This is a genomic window from Streptomyces sp. NPDC053513, assembly GCF_044544765.1.
GTDB lineage: Bacteria > Actinomycetota > Actinomycetes > Streptomycetales > Streptomycetaceae > Streptomyces > Streptomyces litmocidini.
In genome coordinates this window covers 1-14642 of sequence record NZ_JBITXP010000048.1, presented here as the reverse complement: position 1 = coordinate 14642, position 14642 = coordinate 1, and the positions used below count along the sequence as shown (strand labels likewise).

The window sequence follows — 14642 nt, the reverse complement described above, 5'->3', positions numbered from 1 at the left end:
GAGCAGGTGCGGTACTTCCACGCGATGGCCTCCAGGGTTCGGCGGTGATCGGCCCACCGTCGACCGCGGACCGGATCGGCTGGCATCAGCGGCTCGATCCGGTCCCACATCGCATCAGTGATCACTAACCGGACAGACACATCCGATCAACCGACCAACCGATCAAAGAGACACGCTCTAGGTGTATTGACCTGCAGTGTTGTTGACGCGGGTGATGGACGGGGGGCCGTCGAGTGCGGTGTGGCAGCCCCTGGGCCTGAACCCCGCCCATGCATGTCCGGGCCGGTGCCGCCCGGCTACGCCGAAGCCTCGGCCCCTGCGCTGGGGGCGAACCCGCTCCCCTGCTCGGCGAACACCTTGATCGCGGCGCCCAGGAAATCCACCAGCCCGGGGTGGTAGGAATCGTGGAACGCCCTCATGGCCTCGTCCTCGGCGTAGAAGAGCGCCATGCCGACGTAGGCCTCCCTGGAGGGGGTGTAGAACCGGCAGACGATGTCGAAGTGCCTGCGGACGAGCTCCTGGGTCTGCCGGTCCCCGGGCAGGGAGCCGCCGTCCAGGAAAGCCGTGATCTCCCGGTACAGGACGTCCCAGTCCTGGTGGACCCGCTCCCTGTCCACATGTTCCCAGTCATTGGTCCCGGCAAGGCTCTTCGCCTGCTCCTCGGCCAACGACCGGCGACACTCGTCCTCATAACTGTTCCCCACGCCACCGATTCCCATCGTTTCGTCACCTCTCCAATGGACCCCCGAGAGGCCTCCGACCTGTCGCCATCGACCGACCGCCGATGATCAACTGCCGGTCCAGGCCGAACGGTGACACACAGCCATCGGACCGGCAAACCATTTCTTGGCCCCTCCAACGCTCCGTCCCGACCGGCCCGCGGCGGAAAGGCACAGTGTGAACGGTGAGCCGTCGGAGCGGGGCGTTTAGAGCGTGTCTCTTTGATGGGTTGATCAGTTGATCGGATATGTCTGTCCGGCTGGTGATCACCGATGCGATGTGGGACCGGATCGAGCCGCTGATGCCGGCCGATCCGGTCCGTGGACGACGGTGGGCCGACCACCGCCGGACCCTGGAAGCCATCGCGTGGAAGTACCGCACCTGCTCACCCTGGCGCGACCTGCCAGAGGAGCTCGGACCCTTTCAGACCGCGCACAAACGGCTGATCAGGTGGGCCACGGACGGCACTTGGGCACGGATCCTGACGGCGCTGCTTGCAGTGGCGGATGCCGATGACGAGGTGGGTTGGACGGTTTCGGTGGACTCCACCGTCTGCCGGGCTCACCAGCATTCCGCCGGAGCCAGGAAAAGGGGGCGCCAGGCCGGTCCGAGCCCGAGGACCACGCCCTCGGCCGCTCTCGTGGCGGCTTGAGCACGAAGGTCCACCTGGCCAGCGACAGCCGGGCACGACCTCTGTCCATCCATGTCACTGCGGGCCAGGCCGGTGACGCGCCGGCCTTCGAGGCGGTCATGGCCGGAATCCGGGTTCCACGAAGTGGGATCGGCAGACCAAGAACCCGGCCCGCAGTTGTCCTTGCTGATCGCGCCTACTCTTCCCGCGCGATCCGTGGGCACCTCCGGCGCCGAGGCATCCGGGCCGTCATTCCCCAGCCCGCGGACCAGGTCGGCCACCGCTTACGCCGAGGCCGTGTCGGAGGCCGCCCGCCTGGCTTCGACCCCGAGACATACAAGGAACGCAACACCGTCGAACGGTGCATCGCCCGGCTCAAGCAGTGGCGCGGCCTGGCCATGCGCGCCGACAAGCTTGCCATCGCGTATCAGGCCGCAGTCCACCTGGCTTCCATCCTTATCTGGGCTCGCCGCTGACCAGGCATGACGACGCGCCACCGAGCGGAGAAACCTGGTGGCCCCTATCCGAAGAGGCCCATAGCATCCGCCTATGACCGAGAACATCAGGATTGCAGATGACGAGCATGACGCAGAGGCTGAAAGGCAACTCGTCTGGAGGGCCGAGTCCGTCGGCTTCGCAGCGCTCGACATAGACGACGCCGAGCTCATGCACAGTTGGAGATCCGATCCCGTGGCCGCCCATCAGATCGGCATCTGGCCACGCTCACTCACCGCCGTGCGCGAGCGCATCGAGCGCGACATCGAAGACGACGACCGTGACGACTTCCTCATCCTCTCTCCCAGCAGCGTCCCTGTCGGCTACGTCGCACTGACCGGCCAGAACATCGCCGACGGCACAGCTCAGGTCGAGCTGATGCTCGCTGCTCGGCATCGCGGGCAGGGCCACGGCACCGCCGCCCTCGACGCCGTGGTCGACCTGGCCTTCGGCGAGCTCCCGATGTATCGGCTCACGGCGGAAACGCACACCGACAACACCCCCGCGCTCGCCGTCCTTGCCAAGTCCGGCTTCACCCAGGAAGGGGTCAGCCGCGCCGCCTGCCTCCACCGCGGCCGCCGCCACGACCTCGCCGTGTTCTCGCTACTCCGTCCCGAATGGGAAGAGCTGGCCCGTCCTCGCGCCTGGGACGCCTGACCGGCGGAGCACTTGTCCAACGCTCAGTCCGGGCAGGCGCCACACTCCTCAGGGCATCAAAGAGACGGGCTCTAGGAGCTGTCCGGCCGATCATGCGCCTGTGATGGAACATGCATGATGTCGCCCAGGTCCTGGCATCTGCGACGCCACCACGGCCAGGCATTCGGAGCGTGAGGGTCGGGCAGAGTACGTGCCAGGAAGTCGGCGTCGGCTTCTTTGACGGCCGACGCGATTTCTCGGGCCGCTCGTCTGTCGAGAGCCCCGATGGCTCGCTCTATCAGGAAGCGGTCGTCCCAGATGTCGTAACCGGGCAGATGCGGTTTGGGCAGGTAGAGCGGCCATCCTGAACGGTGCACGAAGCCCCGCCAGCATCGGACGGCGTGTTCGAGCGCTTGGACAGGAAGGCCGCGTTCGGCCTCGAACCGGGCCGCCTGGCGACGCGTATGGGGTGAGAACTGTGAGGACCGGCGCCGGTAGTCCCGAAGATGGGACCGACAGGCAGCGTCCAGACGTAGAGCAGCCGCCGTCTTGCGGGGCATGACTCTTCTTTCGAAGTGGTGATCTCGGCAGGTCACTCTACTGCCTGGTCCTGCGGTAGTTCACGTCCTGAGCCAGATGGCCAGCGCCGCAGCGGTTGCGGTGCCGAGGTAGACATAGCCACGTTTGTCATATCTGGTGGCGACGGCTCTGGCGTGCTTGAGCTTATTGATGGCCCGTTCGACGGTGTTGCGCTTCTTGTACCGCTCTTCGTCGAAGCCGGGTGGCCGTCCGCCGCGTGAGCCTCTGCGCCGGCGGGCGGCCTGGCTGTCGGTCTTCTCCGGGATCGTGTGCCGGATGCCCCGGCGCCGCAGGAAGTTCCGGACGGGCCCGTTGCTGTATGCCTTGTCGGCGGCGACGCTGTCGGGCTTCTTGCGGGGTCTGCCCGGCCCGAGGCGGGGGATGCGGATCTTCTCCAGCACCGGCTGGAGCTGGGCGCAGTCCGCCCGCTGACCTGCCGTCAGCAACAGTGAGAGCACGCGGCAACGCCCGTCGGCACTCAGGTGGATCTTGGTGGTGAAGCCTCCTCGGGAGCGACCGAGCGCCTCACCTCCTGCACCACCTCCGCCAGGCGGGCGCACAGTCTCGCCCACGGTCTTCCGCTCTGGTGTGCCATCGCGGCCGCCCTTTTTGATGCGGCGGGCGGCGGAGCTTTCCGCGCGCCGGCCGCATGCTGCTGGGCACGGATCGAGGTGGAGTCAACCGAGACGTCCCAGTCGATCCCACCGGCGGCATCGGCCTGGGCCTGCACCTGCTGGAGTAGCCGTTCCCAGGTTCCGTCGGCCGACCAGCGCCGGTGGCGCTCGTAGACGGTTTTCCACGGCCCGTAGCGTTCAGGCAGGTCACGCCACTGCACCCCGGTTCGCACCCGGTGCAGGATGCCGTTGATCACCTGCGGTGATCGCGCCACCGCCCGCAGCGGTTGTTGCCCGTGGGCAGGAGCGGCTCCAGACGTCGCCACTCCGCTTCTGTCAGATCTCCCCGACCCGTCACGCAAGAGCCAACGAACCAGTAGACGACATGGCTACGGTCAGCATCTGCGATGCCACCACGCCAGCCCCGGGTCTTCCGCCGGCTCGTGATGCGTTCTCCCAAGGAGCACCGCGTCCAGGCGCTCGACCTGCACCCGAAGTTCGCTGGCGGCCCTTGGCGGAAGCATGAACAGAGCGTCTTGCAGCTTGTCCCGGGCCCAACCCTCGCCGCAGCAGAGGCAGGTGAACTCCGCCTCCCATTGTCTCCACCGGCGTCTCGTGCCGTGGACGCGCACGGACCACACGCTCAGCGCCACCGCCACGATGCCCGGAGACAATCGCTCCCGTTCGAGCACACGGACAGCGGCATTCGCCGCTCCCGACAGACCTGGGACATCGAGATACCGCACCCAGGGCCTACCCCAGCCGCGTTCCCGCGGCCGAAGTGAAGCTGGTGTTCTACGAGGCACGGCCCCTTCGGATGTAAGTCATGGGCGGCATCCTCCCACAACCCATGATCGGCGGGACAGCTCCTAGTCGCTCGACCGCGCGGCCCGGATTCCGACGGCGACCTCGCGCGGCAGGACGAGTCCGGCCGGTACCGGGTCCGGTTCCATGACGGCCGGTCGACCGGTCTCCACGACAAGTGCCGTCCCGGGCGGGCCGCACTGTATTGATCACACGGCGCGGTTGATCCATCGCCGGAGGGCGATATGGGTGGTGTCGGTCAGCTGGCACAGGGCCTCGATGGCATCCAGGTCCCCCGGCAGGGGCGCGATACCCGCGGCGGTGAGAGCTGCATGCAGCTCCAGACGGCGACGATCGGTCGGCTCGAGAGGAGTGGTCAGCCGGCTCGCCGGCTCCGGCGCGGGCAGAAGGCGGTCGCCGGGCTCCACACGGCCGCAGACACTCGGCGTCCGCTCCGGCGCATCGTCGATGAGGGCGGCGGGGAAGCGGTACGGGTCAAGGTCCAGCAGTGCTGCGGTACCCGTAGTAAAAGCCTGAACACCAGTCACGGGAATGCCTCCTTGGTCGTCATGCCACTGCAGGAGACGACTGGTACGGAAGGGGAGACGGTTGCGGCACACCTGGCGCTCCACCTGAACGGCCCCTACCGCATCTCGTCATAAAAACGATGACCCAACCGGTCTGTGTGGACGAAGGAACACGCATCGTGCCGACCCGCCCACCCAGGCACCCGACAAATGCGTCTCTGCTCGATCAGCCTCTCCCGAGCCGTCCTCGGCACCGCCCACGTACGGGCCAAAAAAGAGGGACTCCCCGGCCCCAGTCCCGCGGGCCGGGCAAAGCGGGCTCCACGACGCACATCCTGCCGGACGCGAACGGCCTGCCCCTCCTCGTCGGTCCCCCGGCCGCCGACACCCATGACAGCCAGGTCGTGAAGCCCATGGATGCGGACCTTCAAAGAGAAGGCGATCCCCACCGAAGGTGGCTCTGTCGATGACGAGGAGCAGCGTTTCTCCGACGGTTCGGGAGATGTTGCCCGAGTCGAATGTCGACGGCTTCGGACAGCAGCTCGGTGCTGGCCAGCAAGACGCCGTGTGCTGGTCGTCCGGAGACTGGGATAAAAGCGCTGGCTACGGGCGTAGGTGGCTGCCATCGTCTCGCCGTTGCCGAGTGCCGGCGGCTGCCTCCCGTTCTCGTCCACATCGGGATCCGGGCCCGGTGAGTGCCTCCCAAGGTCGTCGACAGCTGCTGTCGTGTGACGTCGATAAAGCCAACCACCCAAACGGTCGGGCAGTGCTTTCTCTTCACCCTGTCCCGTCCCGGAAGCCAGGTTCCGAGCCCTGTCGCCGTTATTCCTGCAAGCTCATGATGAAGCGGTCATCCTGCGGCAGGACTTCGATGTGGTGACGGCGGGATCAACCGTGCCCCACAGCTCAGGCATCGTCGAAGGCCACGTTTACCGAAGGAAAATCTGGGGCGCAGCATGTGCTGCTATGCGTCCTTTGCCTTCCTTCGCAGCCCGTATCCTCAATTCGCCCTAGAGGTACTTCATCAGCGTCTCGAAGCCCACCGCAGCGCAGTACTCCGACACTCGCTTCTCCGCGTCCTGATCGTTGCGCGAGACCGCCTGGGCCGTGTCGTACAGGATGTGGCTGCCCGCGTGGTCGAGATGCTCGCGGTCGATGACCTTTGCCGCGGAGATCACCGCCGCGGCGGTGAGTACGGGCTCGTTACCGTAGCCCTTCTCGGGCGGGTCGTGGGTGATCCGCTGCCAGGCCGACAGGTCCGAGCAGTAGTCCTCTTGCCAGGACGCGACCCGTTCCGGATCGGGCTCCTGCTCGCCGCAGGCCGAGAGGGCCCCCGTCAGGACCACGGCCAATAAGGCCGATACCTTCCGCTTGTTCGTTTTCCGCATCTGCAGTACTCCCGTCGTCAGGCACAGGTCAAAGCACACTCGGTCAAGGATCAGCAAGGCGCTCCCCCTCGGCGATTCAGCCCCGTCGGCCGGCTACGAAGGCGACCGTTGCCCACTCGCACATGCCGGCAAGGACCACGACCGCCGCCAGCCCGGTCCAGCGATACACGTCCTCACCGATGTGGGCGAGCCCAGCGGCAATCGCCTCACCTGGCGTGTTGTAGTCCGTGGCGTTGTTCCGGCCCTTGCACCGGTGGTTGGAGGAGAAGAGCCAGCCAACGCTGCGAAGGATCGCGAGGATGATGAGAAGAACCATCCCGGTAATGACCGGCGGTAGCAGGGTGCGGCCTGGCGCATGTAAGTAAGCGTCCACGCGGCCACGGTTCCACCCTCAGCGCTTCGTGCACCTGAGTACGCGTACTCAGAGGCCATCTCGTTCTGTGGGCCTGCGGTAGCAGACGAGGGTGCAGGCGATGCTGGTGAAGGCGAGAAAGCGCTCGGCCTTGTGTTCGTAGCGCCGGTGGAGGCGCCGGCAGCCGGCGAACCAGGACATGGTGCGTTCGACGGTCCAGCGATGACGGCCCAGCCTCTGCGAGGACTCGACACCCTTGCGGGCGATGCGGTGGGTGATGCCACGCTCGCGTAACCATCGCCGCAGGTGGGAGTAGTCGTAGCCCTTGTCGCCGTGAAGCTTGCCCGGCTTGCGCCGCCGGGCCCCCGGCGGGACCGGATCGGCGGTATGCCCTTCACCAGCGAGGTCAGGGCCTGGCTACCGAAACGGGGACGGGCGGTGAGCCGGCACCCGGCCCGGCAGCGGTCACGCAAGCCTGACGGCACCGAGCAGCTCCTCCTCACCCTGGGCGGCCTGGACATCGCGGCAGCCGTGGTCGCGGCGGTGGCCGACTTCCTGCGCGCCCATCCGTGGGTCCCCATCGGCCTGGTCCTCCTCGTCGGCGGGGCGGCGGCCTGGGTGGTCACCCGGCGGCGGGACGCGCGGTGGGAGCGGGTGCGTTCCCAGGGGCTGCGGTACGCGCTGACGCGGCTGGACGCGCTGCATCACCGGCGGTTCGAGCACGCGGTACGGGACCTGATGCGGCGCGACGGGTGCGCGAACGCGGTGCAGGTCGGCGGCGCCGGGGACAACGGCGCGGACGTGAAGCCCACCGACCCCTACGGGCGGCGCTGGGTGATCCAGTGCAAGCACCGGCGGGCCGGGCTGCCCGGGGCCGCGGTGGGCACCCCGGACCTTGCAGGCCCTCAACAGCACCGGCCGGCCGGTACACAAGGGCGACGTCGTCGCGCTCGTCACCAAAGCCGGCACTCGACTTCGCCCGCTCCCAGCCGCTGCACCTGGTCGACCGCACCATGCTGGGCAAGTGGGCGAGCGGCTCACGGCCCCTGTGGGAGCTGCGGGCCGTGCCACCGCCTCGTCGGCCCCCGTCTGCCTGACTGGATCTCTTACGAAGGAGCCCTGGGCGGGTCTCGCCGGTCGCCGATATCCCTGAACCCAGGTGAGGCGACCTCTTTGCCCCGCCGTTCACGACCGGGGCCAGGACCCCGGTTCCCCGCCCGCCAATGGTGTAGCTGACTCCCCGGCCGGTCGGGGGGTGTACGGGATGGTCCGGGGTGCTCCCGCGCGGCGAGAGTGGGGGCCATGAACAAGCACAAGGTCCTGCTCGCCGCCCTGCTCGTCCCGCTCGGTGCCACCCTGGCCGTCGTCCCGGCCGCCTCCGCCGCCACACCCTCTGCCCCGGCCGCCGTATCGGCCTTTGCCGACGCCTTCGCACCTACCGGCCCGGAGGGGGCTGTGGTTGCTGTGTTCCGTTCCCCCGAGGCGGCCCTGAGCCAGGTGGCCCATCCGCTGCGCACCACTGAGCCCCGCGGCGATCTGGCCGACCTGCGCCCGTTCGGCCGGATGGTCGGTGACGCCCGAGTGGTGGGCCTGGGCGAGGCCACTCACAGCTCGCACGAGTTCGTCACCGTCAAGCACCGCATCTTGCGGTACCTGGTGGAGGAGAAGGGCTTCCGGGCCTTCGCCCTCGAAGCGCCGTGGAGCACCGGACTGCGACTCGATGCCTACCTCGTGCGCGGCGAGGGCGACTTGCAGCAGATCATGGACGAAGAGTTCCAGGGCACCTACCGGTGGTGGAACAACGCCGAGTACCGCGATCTGCTTCAGTGGATCCGCGCGTACAACGTCAAGCACCCCGACGACCCGGTCCGCTTCGTCGGTGACGACAGCGGCTTCGCCGGCGCGGAGCTGTACGACAAGGTGAGCGCCTACGCGGCCGCGGCCCGCCCCGACCTCACCCCGCGGCTCACCGAGCTGTACCGGGGCCTGCGGCCCGCCACCGATGCCGAGACGTACGTCAACGACTACCTGTCGAAGCCGTTGGCCGAACGCAAGGAGCTCGCCGAGCGGACCGGCCGGGCGGTGAGCCTGCTCAAGCAGCGGCCCGGCACGGACGCCGACGCGCATGCCTGGGCCGTCCAGCACGCCACCGCGATCCATCAGATGACCACGCTGTTCGCCTTCGACTGGGACGACCCCCAGAGCGTCCCCGACCTCATGCTCTACCGCGACCGGGTCATGGCGGAGAACGTCGCCTGGTGGCAGCAGCAGACCGGCGACAAGATCATGCTCGCCGCCCACAACGGCCACATCGCCCTCAAGACCTACATCCCCGACGCCTACCCGAAGGTCCAGGGAGACTTCCTCCGCGAGCGGCTGGGCGGCGGCTACCTCAGTGTCGGCCTCACCTTCGACCACGGCTCGTTCAACGCCTTCGGCGCAGACGGCGCCGTCCACCGCTTCGCCGTCGGCCCGGCCGCGCCCGGCACCGCCGAACACACCCTCGACCGGGTCCGGTACCGCGACTTCGTGGTGGACCTGCGCAACACCCCGGCCACAGCCCGCACCTGGCTCGCCGCACCGCACACCGTCAAGAACATCGGCGCCACCTACCCCGGGATCGCCGATGCCCCGCGGATCCGGCTCTCGGAGTCGTACGACGTCGTGATCCACCTCCAGCAGGTAGAGGCTGCTCACATGCTCAAGTAACACCGGGCCCGTGCGGCGCCGCGGCAGCGCGGAAGGTCGGCCGGTCCGACATCCCGCGCCGCCGGGGCGTTCCCCGCTGCTCCCCCGCCCTCGCCGTCTCGTCCTTCCAGCGAACCAGCCCGCGGCCTCGGAGGGTGAGGACACCCCCGCACTGCGATGGCCGGTGGCCCGGCCGCAGCGGCGACATCGCGGTCACCGGTCATCCGCAGGCTCAGGGCCTGGGCGCCGAACCGGGCGGCCTCGGCGGTCTGCCGCTCGTCCCAGGTGGTGCCGCCGGCGCGGTGGGTGAGCACACGAGGCCGGCGCTGTGGCGGTCTTCGGCGAGGTCGAAGACACGGTCCGTCCCGGTCAGCTCCAGCGGTCGTCTGATCTGGCCGGCCAGCGGGCCGACGAGAAGCAGACGACCGGGCCGGCGGCGGGCTGCGATGAGTTTTTGGAGGAAGGAGGAGTCGCCGAAGGTGACCCCCGACAGGTCCAGGGCGATCCGTCCGGCCCGTGCCGCGCGCACGACGCGGAGTGCGCCGTGCGGGCAGGGCAGGGTGTCCCCGTCGAATTCTCCCCGTGCGCTGAGCAGCCAGGTCCCGGCGGAGGCGGTGGGCTCGCGCGTGACCGTCGCGACACCGCTGGGTGATCTACGGGTGTGAGGTCCTGGCGCAAGGAGACTCTGCGGGACCGCGTCCTCCGCGAAACCACGAACCGCGATCATGTGAATACGCCTGGCTTTCACCCACGGACAAAGCGGCTTCTCTTATCAGTCCGCACCCTGCGACGACGCATGTTCGCGCCGGAGCACAGGCGCTTCGGGGCGGCGACTCACGGCACCGCCCGACGCGGACAACAAAGCGAATAATGGCACTACCCCTCCTGTCGTGCTTCCGAGTGGAGCGTCCTCCGGCAGGAGGGGCCGCACATCGGCAGCACAGCTCCACGCCCCGGGCGAAGACAGCTACGCCGTGTGCATGGCTGGTGGCAGCGGCGGGCAGAGGCCGTTTCGGAGACCGCACAGGCAGGAGGATCGATCATGGCGGCCCCCCTCAGGCGGCACTGCGATGTCCATGGTCCCTACGCCGCAGCCCGGGCCAGAGCGGAGGTCCACCGCCTCGTCCGGGAGGCCCTGTGTGCCGGCAGCCGGGTGCAACAGACGGTGGAGGACGCCGCCACTCTGGTGGTGAGCGAGCTGGTCAGCAACGCCGTGCGGCACGCCGGCGGCGCCTGCTCCCTGGACCTGTCTCTCGAGCCGGACGGCCTCGACATCGACGTCAGCGACCCCAGCCCCGAACCACCCCGCCCCAGGGCGACCGACACGACCAGTGAAGGCGGCCGGGGCTGGGCCATCGTCGCCCGTCTGACCAGCGAACTGACCGTACACAGCGATGGGCACGGCAAGACAGTGCACGCCCACATCGACCAAGTTCGCTGACCTCGTCCGTCGGGGAGTGCAGACCGGGCGTGCCCGAAGCACCCTCGCGCCCCGCCTGGCGCCTGGCGCCTGGAATCGAGCATGTCCAAACCGAAGTCGGTACGCAGGACCAGCGAGGTCAGATCATCAGGCTGAGGCAGAGATATCTCGTGATCCTCTCACCTGACACTGACATCGCCTGCCCGGGCCCCCGCACTGGCAGAACTCCTCAAGCAACCCGGCGATATCAAACACCCCTGCCAGGACAAAACGCTCTTTGAGGTCGGCCGGGGAATGCCCGGCCAAAGGCAAGGAGCGGGGTGCCATCCGCCAGCCGTACCGGGACAGAATGGAACACCGCGCCGGCAAGGGTGGGAAGGTACGTCAGCCCGCTTCAGTCAGCAGCCTTGATCGATGACGTCGTGGAGGTACTGCATGGCGAGCTCTTCGGCGTGGTGGCGACGTTCAACGATCGCTCCACCGGCATCGGACCACCGGCGGTAGAGATCGACGGCGGTGAGGAGCGCCCGTCCGGCTTCGTGGCGGTCGTAGCCGCACAGCGTCGCCTGAAGGTCGCGCGCCTCTTCGGGCGCGATGGACTCCAGGTGGCGTACACCACGGGGGATTGCGCCCACCCGGCGGGCGGCCAGAGGGCCGAGCACAGTCTCGCGCAGGTAGGTGAGGAAGCTGATGGTCTCAAACAGCTCCCCGCGGGCGAGCTTCGTCGCGCCGTAGTGCACCCAGATCCAGAACCGGTCCTCGATCCATTGGAGGTCGAACGCCGGAGTGACTGGCGGCTGCTTGGCGAGGGCGTCGGCCAGGAGGCCGTCCCGGTCCCACAGGATTTCCGGGTCCTCGGTCCGCTCGGCGAAGTCGGAAGCCCGGACGAACTTGAAGTCGACGTGCAGGAGAGGCGGCCCGACGAGCGTGATGATCAGACGGGGCTCGCCGACGTGCTCCCCGGTGAATCCGGCCACCAGGGAGGTCCAGGAGCCGATCAGCACGAGCCGTTCCCGCATGACCGCGTCGTACGCCTCGTCGTCGACGACCAGGATCAGGTCCACGTCCGAGTAGACGTCGGGGCGGCCTCCCACGATGGACCCGGTGACCGCCACGCCGGCCACACGCGCATCCTGCCGGATCCGAGGAAGCGCGTCGCTAAGGAATCGACTGTGCAAGGAGGGGACGTCCATCTACTTTCCTTCCGATCGGAGCAAAGCAGAGCAACGTAACACTCAGTCAGGCTGGCGTCGCAACCCCAATTTCTCGCAAACGGTCCTTTTCCGGAGCGAGGTCGACAACGGTCCGCCAAACCCTCATTGATCTCGGATGGGTTCACAGAACCCGTTCTTACTCAAGAGTGGAACAGTCCCCCTCCTGAGACTTGCATGGTGCGAAAATCCAGTCCCATGGCGGGCCCTCAGCAACCTTCCCCAATCGACCGGTCGGACGCTGACGACGTCGAGCAGCGCGCCTGCCCGAAGTGCGACGCACAGCCCGGCTCACCCTGCCGCTCGCGCGGTGGCGCGCTCGCCTCCGCCTACCACACCCGCCGCTTCACGATGGTGCCCTGGCTGAAGAAGGCACTGCGGGTGCCCGCCCCGGCCGGCCGCGCACCGGGCCGACCGTGGCGACCGTGGCGACCCCAGGGGGTACGCCCCTTCCCTCGTCAGCATCTATCGGGCGCCGCCGATTGCACCAAGCGCGAGGCGTACCGCCAAGCCTCGAGCAGGCCCACGCCGACTTCGCCGTAGCTTCGAGAGAACCGGGCCGAGTCTCCCGCTCCAGAGGGGGTGAACGCCCCCTTCCGTGTCTCGGCTCCCCGTTCTCCTCCTCCGCGGGAGCAACCGGCAGCAGGGTTCCGATACACCACCCACCAGTCGGCGGGGGCGGCACCGGAGACTGCGGAGGGCCTCCGTCGGGGGAACGACGGGCGCGGCCGGCCGTCACGGAACGCCCTGGCCGGGGTGACCGAGGACGGCCTGTGGCCGTTACCCCGGCATGCCCCTCTTTCACCTGCCCCCACTGCCCGCTGTCGAGCCGGAGCCGCGCGTGCCGTGGACCGGCGAGCAGGCGGCCCTGACCCAGGCCGCGGCCGCCGGCCGGTGCGCGGCGGCCTGGATCCGGAACCTGCCGCTGCCACCGAGCGAGACTTGGATCGTCGGTCCGCTCGCGGACGCGGTCGAGGAGGCGATGGCCACCCTTGACCCGGGGGACGAGACCTGGGTCGAGGGAACCGGCCGGGGAGGGCTGTCCGAGAGGACGGAAGAGACGCTCAACGGCCTCATCTACGCCATGCCGGAGGTCTCGGCCTGGCTGACTCCCGAGCAGCAGCTCGCCCTCCTGGGCATCACGCACTGCGTGAGCGGGATCCCCAAGCTGCTGGCCAACAGTCCCGGAACAGTCATCGAGGACGGCGGGCTGGCCACACTGTGCACGGTCCTCGACGCCGCCTGCCGAACAGCGCGGGCATCAGTGCTGTGAGACGAAGAAGCCCCGGAGCACTGGCTCCGGGGCTTTGGCTCTGGGTACGAGAAAGAGCTCTGGCGCAACTTCTGTGAAATCGAGCCGGTCCTTGGTGTCAGAGCCCGGCGATCGTGGCGAACCCGCAGGTCGGCGACTTACCCAGAGGTGGGCACGAGTCCAATCGGCACGGCTTCACGGAAACTGAGCCAGACCCCCAGTTGGTTCTGGCTCAGCTTTCGTGCAGCAGTGACCGAGCGTTGCGAGTCACCGAGGCATACGGCTCGGTGACCAGGGCTGAATTCGATCCGATCACGCCAGGTTATGGTGCTGATCCACAGAGCGAGGGGAGTCGGCATGCCCGACAGGTCGCAGTCGAAGGACGCTCTCGACTGTCTGCGTGCCGAGCTGGTAGCCGAGCAGTCGATGACGGCCGAGGGGACGACTCGGGGTGCATGGCTCGCCTTCATGCGTTTCGGACGGATGCGCTTTCACACAGCGCCCCAAGCCGACTCTGACGGCTTGCTCTTTCAGTACGGCACGTACGTCTCCAGCGGGCGGCCGATGTTCACTGTGGACCTCACGAGGCAGCTCAACGTCAGTGACGACAGTGAGCACGACCAATACGTGCAGGTTCGCTGCGAACTCCGCTACACGCCGGCACTGAACCTGGATGCTTTGGGAAGTTTCCACTCCTGGTTCTTCTACGACACCGATGCGGACCTCGGCGGGTGGTTCGCTGCGATGGAGGAGCGTCTCGGGCCGCTTCTTGATCGCAAGCCCGCCGGGATCGACTTGTTCGAGGAGCCGGTATAGCCGTTTCAACGGTGGACGGCAGCATGGCTCCGTCACGCAAGCAGGACCCGTTTGCGCAGGAGGTCGAAGGCGGCGCGGCCGAACATCTGGTAAAGGGTGTCGCAGAAGGCTTCGTTCTGGGCATTTTGCCTGTATGGGTGGGGTGTTGCGGGCTGAGGCGGTGTGGGTGGAGACATTCACTGGCTTGCGGATGGACCGGTTCGCGAAGCTGGTGAAGGTGGTCCGGGAGCCAAGCGGGAACAGGCCGGGTGGCGGTCGTCCGTGGTGTCTGCCGCTGGCGGACCGGGTGCTGCTGGTGGCCGTGTACTACCGCACGAACCTCACCATGCGGCAGCTCGCGCCACTGTTCGGTATCTCGCCCGCCACGGTCTGCCGGATCATCCAGCGGCTCCGGCCGCTGCCGGCGCTCGAGCCGGCTCCGCGGCCGGTCGCGGACACCGACCGGTTGTGGAGCGTGGACGGCACCCTGATCCCGGCCCGCGACCGCAAGGCCGGCGCCTCGTCCCGCA

14 protein-coding genes and 3 pseudogenes are annotated in these 14642 nt (G+C 68.1%); 8 read left to right on the top strand and 9 right to left on the bottom strand.

The genetic code is table 11. From position 1 onward, the window contains the following. Window positions 1–140: transposase (locus tag ACIGW4_RS37740; RefSeq protein ID WP_399586145.1), on the bottom strand; the 140-nt coding region annotated here is incomplete at its 3' end. 156 nt (window positions 141–296) lie between these two features. After that, entirely contained in the window at window positions 297–719 is a 423-nt protein-coding gene (locus tag ACIGW4_RS37735; RefSeq protein ID WP_399586201.1) for a TipAS antibiotic-recognition domain-containing protein, read from the bottom strand. Between the two features lie 248 nt (window positions 720–967). Here ACIGW4_RS37735 and ACIGW4_RS37730 point away from each other — a divergent pair. After that, window positions 968–1827, top strand: a protein-coding gene (locus tag ACIGW4_RS37730; protein ID WP_399586198.1) for an IS5 family transposase whose coding sequence is annotated in 2 segments (ribosomal slippage) — window positions 968–1319 and window positions 1319–1827 — 861 coding nt in all. Because the reading frame shifts where the segments join, the coding sequence is not laid out codon by codon here. 73 nt (window positions 1828–1900) lie between these two features. Further along, window positions 1901–2503: a GNAT family N-acetyltransferase gene (locus ACIGW4_RS37725; protein WP_399586197.1), complete on the top strand. Its 603-nt coding sequence runs from the start codon at window positions 1901–1903 to the stop codon at window positions 2501–2503. Window positions 2504–3102: 599 nt separating this feature from the next. On the opposite strand, the pseudogene ACIGW4_RS37720 reads toward ACIGW4_RS37725, so the two are convergent. From ACIGW4_RS37720 to ACIGW4_RS37700, 5 genes and pseudogenes are all read right to left on the bottom strand, one after another. Then, window positions 3103–4033, bottom strand: a pseudogene (locus ACIGW4_RS37720) (IS5 family transposase). Window positions 4034–4688: 655 nt separating this feature from the next. After that, window positions 4689–5027 (bottom strand): hypothetical protein, encoded by a 339-nt coding sequence (locus ACIGW4_RS37715; protein WP_398711845.1) that lies wholly within the window; start codon window positions 5025–5027, stop codon window positions 4689–4691. A gap of 989 nt (window positions 5028–6016) precedes the next feature. Beyond that, entirely contained in the window at window positions 6017–6451 is a 435-nt protein-coding gene (locus ACIGW4_RS37710; RefSeq protein ID WP_399586194.1) for a hypothetical protein, read from the bottom strand. 19 nt (window positions 6452–6470) lie between these two features. After that, on the bottom strand, window positions 6471–6710 hold the full coding sequence (locus tag ACIGW4_RS37705) for a hypothetical protein (RefSeq protein ID WP_399586191.1): 240 nt from the start codon (window positions 6708–6710) through the stop codon (window positions 6471–6473). A 105-nt stretch (window positions 6711–6815) separates the two neighbouring features. Next, window positions 6816–7165, bottom strand: a pseudogene (locus ACIGW4_RS37700) (transposase); the annotation flags it as partial. Between the two features lie 19 nt (window positions 7166–7184). On the opposite strand from ACIGW4_RS37700, the pseudogene ACIGW4_RS37695 reads away from it, so the two are divergent. Both ACIGW4_RS37695 and ACIGW4_RS37690 read left to right on the top strand, forming a co-directional pair. Next, window positions 7185–7843, top strand: a pseudogene (locus ACIGW4_RS37695) (restriction endonuclease). Window positions 7844–8048: 205 nt separating this feature from the next. Continuing rightward, window positions 8049–9455: an erythromycin esterase family protein gene (locus tag ACIGW4_RS37690; RefSeq protein WP_399586188.1), complete on the top strand. Its 1407-nt coding sequence runs from the start codon at window positions 8049–8051 to the stop codon at window positions 9453–9455. Between the two features lie 211 nt (window positions 9456–9666). On the opposite strand, the gene ACIGW4_RS37685 is transcribed toward ACIGW4_RS37690, so the two are convergent. After that, window positions 9667–10161 (bottom strand): STAS domain-containing protein, encoded by a 495-nt coding sequence (locus tag ACIGW4_RS37685; RefSeq protein WP_399586185.1) that lies wholly within the window; start codon window positions 10159–10161, stop codon window positions 9667–9669. A gap of 315 nt (window positions 10162–10476) precedes the next feature. Between ACIGW4_RS37685 and ACIGW4_RS37680 the strand changes: the two genes are divergently transcribed. Further along, window positions 10477–10875 carry an ATP-binding protein gene (locus tag ACIGW4_RS37680; protein ID WP_399586182.1) on the top strand — a complete coding sequence of 133 codons (399 nt, stop codon included), beginning with the start codon at window positions 10477–10479 and terminating at the stop codon, window positions 10873–10875. Window positions 10876–11252: 377 nt separating this feature from the next. Here ACIGW4_RS37680 and ACIGW4_RS37675 read toward each other — a convergent pair whose 3' ends face one another. Next, a complete protein-coding gene (locus ACIGW4_RS37675) occupies window positions 11253–12047 on the bottom strand; it encodes a nucleotidyltransferase domain-containing protein (protein WP_399586180.1) in 795 nt (264 codons plus the stop codon). 808 nt (window positions 12048–12855) lie between these two features. Between ACIGW4_RS37675 and ACIGW4_RS37670 the strand changes: the two genes are divergently transcribed. From ACIGW4_RS37670 to ACIGW4_RS37660, 3 genes are all read left to right on the top strand, one after another. After that, entirely contained in the window at window positions 12856–13338 is a 483-nt protein-coding gene (locus tag ACIGW4_RS37670; RefSeq protein ID WP_399586177.1) for a hypothetical protein, read from the top strand. 336 nt (window positions 13339–13674) lie between these two features. After that, window positions 13675–14133, top strand: coding sequence for a hypothetical protein (locus ACIGW4_RS37665; RefSeq protein WP_399586175.1), 459 nt, complete (start codon window positions 13675–13677; stop codon window positions 14131–14133). 133 nt (window positions 14134–14266) lie between these two features. After that, on the top strand, window positions 14267–14642 hold a 376-nt coding region (locus ACIGW4_RS37660), incomplete at its 3' end, for a transposase family protein (protein ID WP_399586174.1).

What these genes read in the sequence shown, in the direction of transcription:
- ACIGW4_RS37735 (WP_399586201.1), bottom strand. Translation starts at nt 719, where the DNA reads ATGGGAATCGGTGGCGTGGGGAACAGTTATGAGGACGAGTGTCGCCGG.
- ACIGW4_RS37725 (WP_399586197.1), top strand. Translation starts at nt 1,901, where the DNA reads ATGACCGAGAACATCAGGATTGCAGATGACGAGCATGACGCAGAGGCT.
- ACIGW4_RS37705 (WP_399586191.1), bottom strand. Translation starts at nt 6,710, where the DNA reads ATGGTTCTTCTCATCATCCTCGCGATCCTTCGCAGCGTTGGCTGGCTC.
- ACIGW4_RS37690 (WP_399586188.1), top strand. Translation starts at nt 8,049, where the DNA reads ATGAACAAGCACAAGGTCCTGCTCGCCGCCCTGCTCGTCCCGCTCGGT.
- ACIGW4_RS37685 (WP_399586185.1), bottom strand. Translation starts at nt 10,161, where the DNA reads ATGATCGCGGTTCGTGGTTTCGCGGAGGACGCGGTCCCGCAGAGTCTC.
- ACIGW4_RS37680 (WP_399586182.1), top strand. Translation starts at nt 10,477, where the DNA reads ATGGCGGCCCCCCTCAGGCGGCACTGCGATGTCCATGGTCCCTACGCC.
- ACIGW4_RS37675 (WP_399586180.1), bottom strand. Translation starts at nt 12,047, where the DNA reads ATGGACGTCCCCTCCTTGCACAGTCGATTCCTTAGCGACGCGCTTCCT.
- ACIGW4_RS37670 (WP_399586177.1), top strand. Translation starts at nt 12,856, where the DNA reads ATGCCCCTCTTTCACCTGCCCCCACTGCCCGCTGTCGAGCCGGAGCCG.
- ACIGW4_RS37665 (WP_399586175.1), top strand. Translation starts at nt 13,675, where the DNA reads ATGCCCGACAGGTCGCAGTCGAAGGACGCTCTCGACTGTCTGCGTGCC.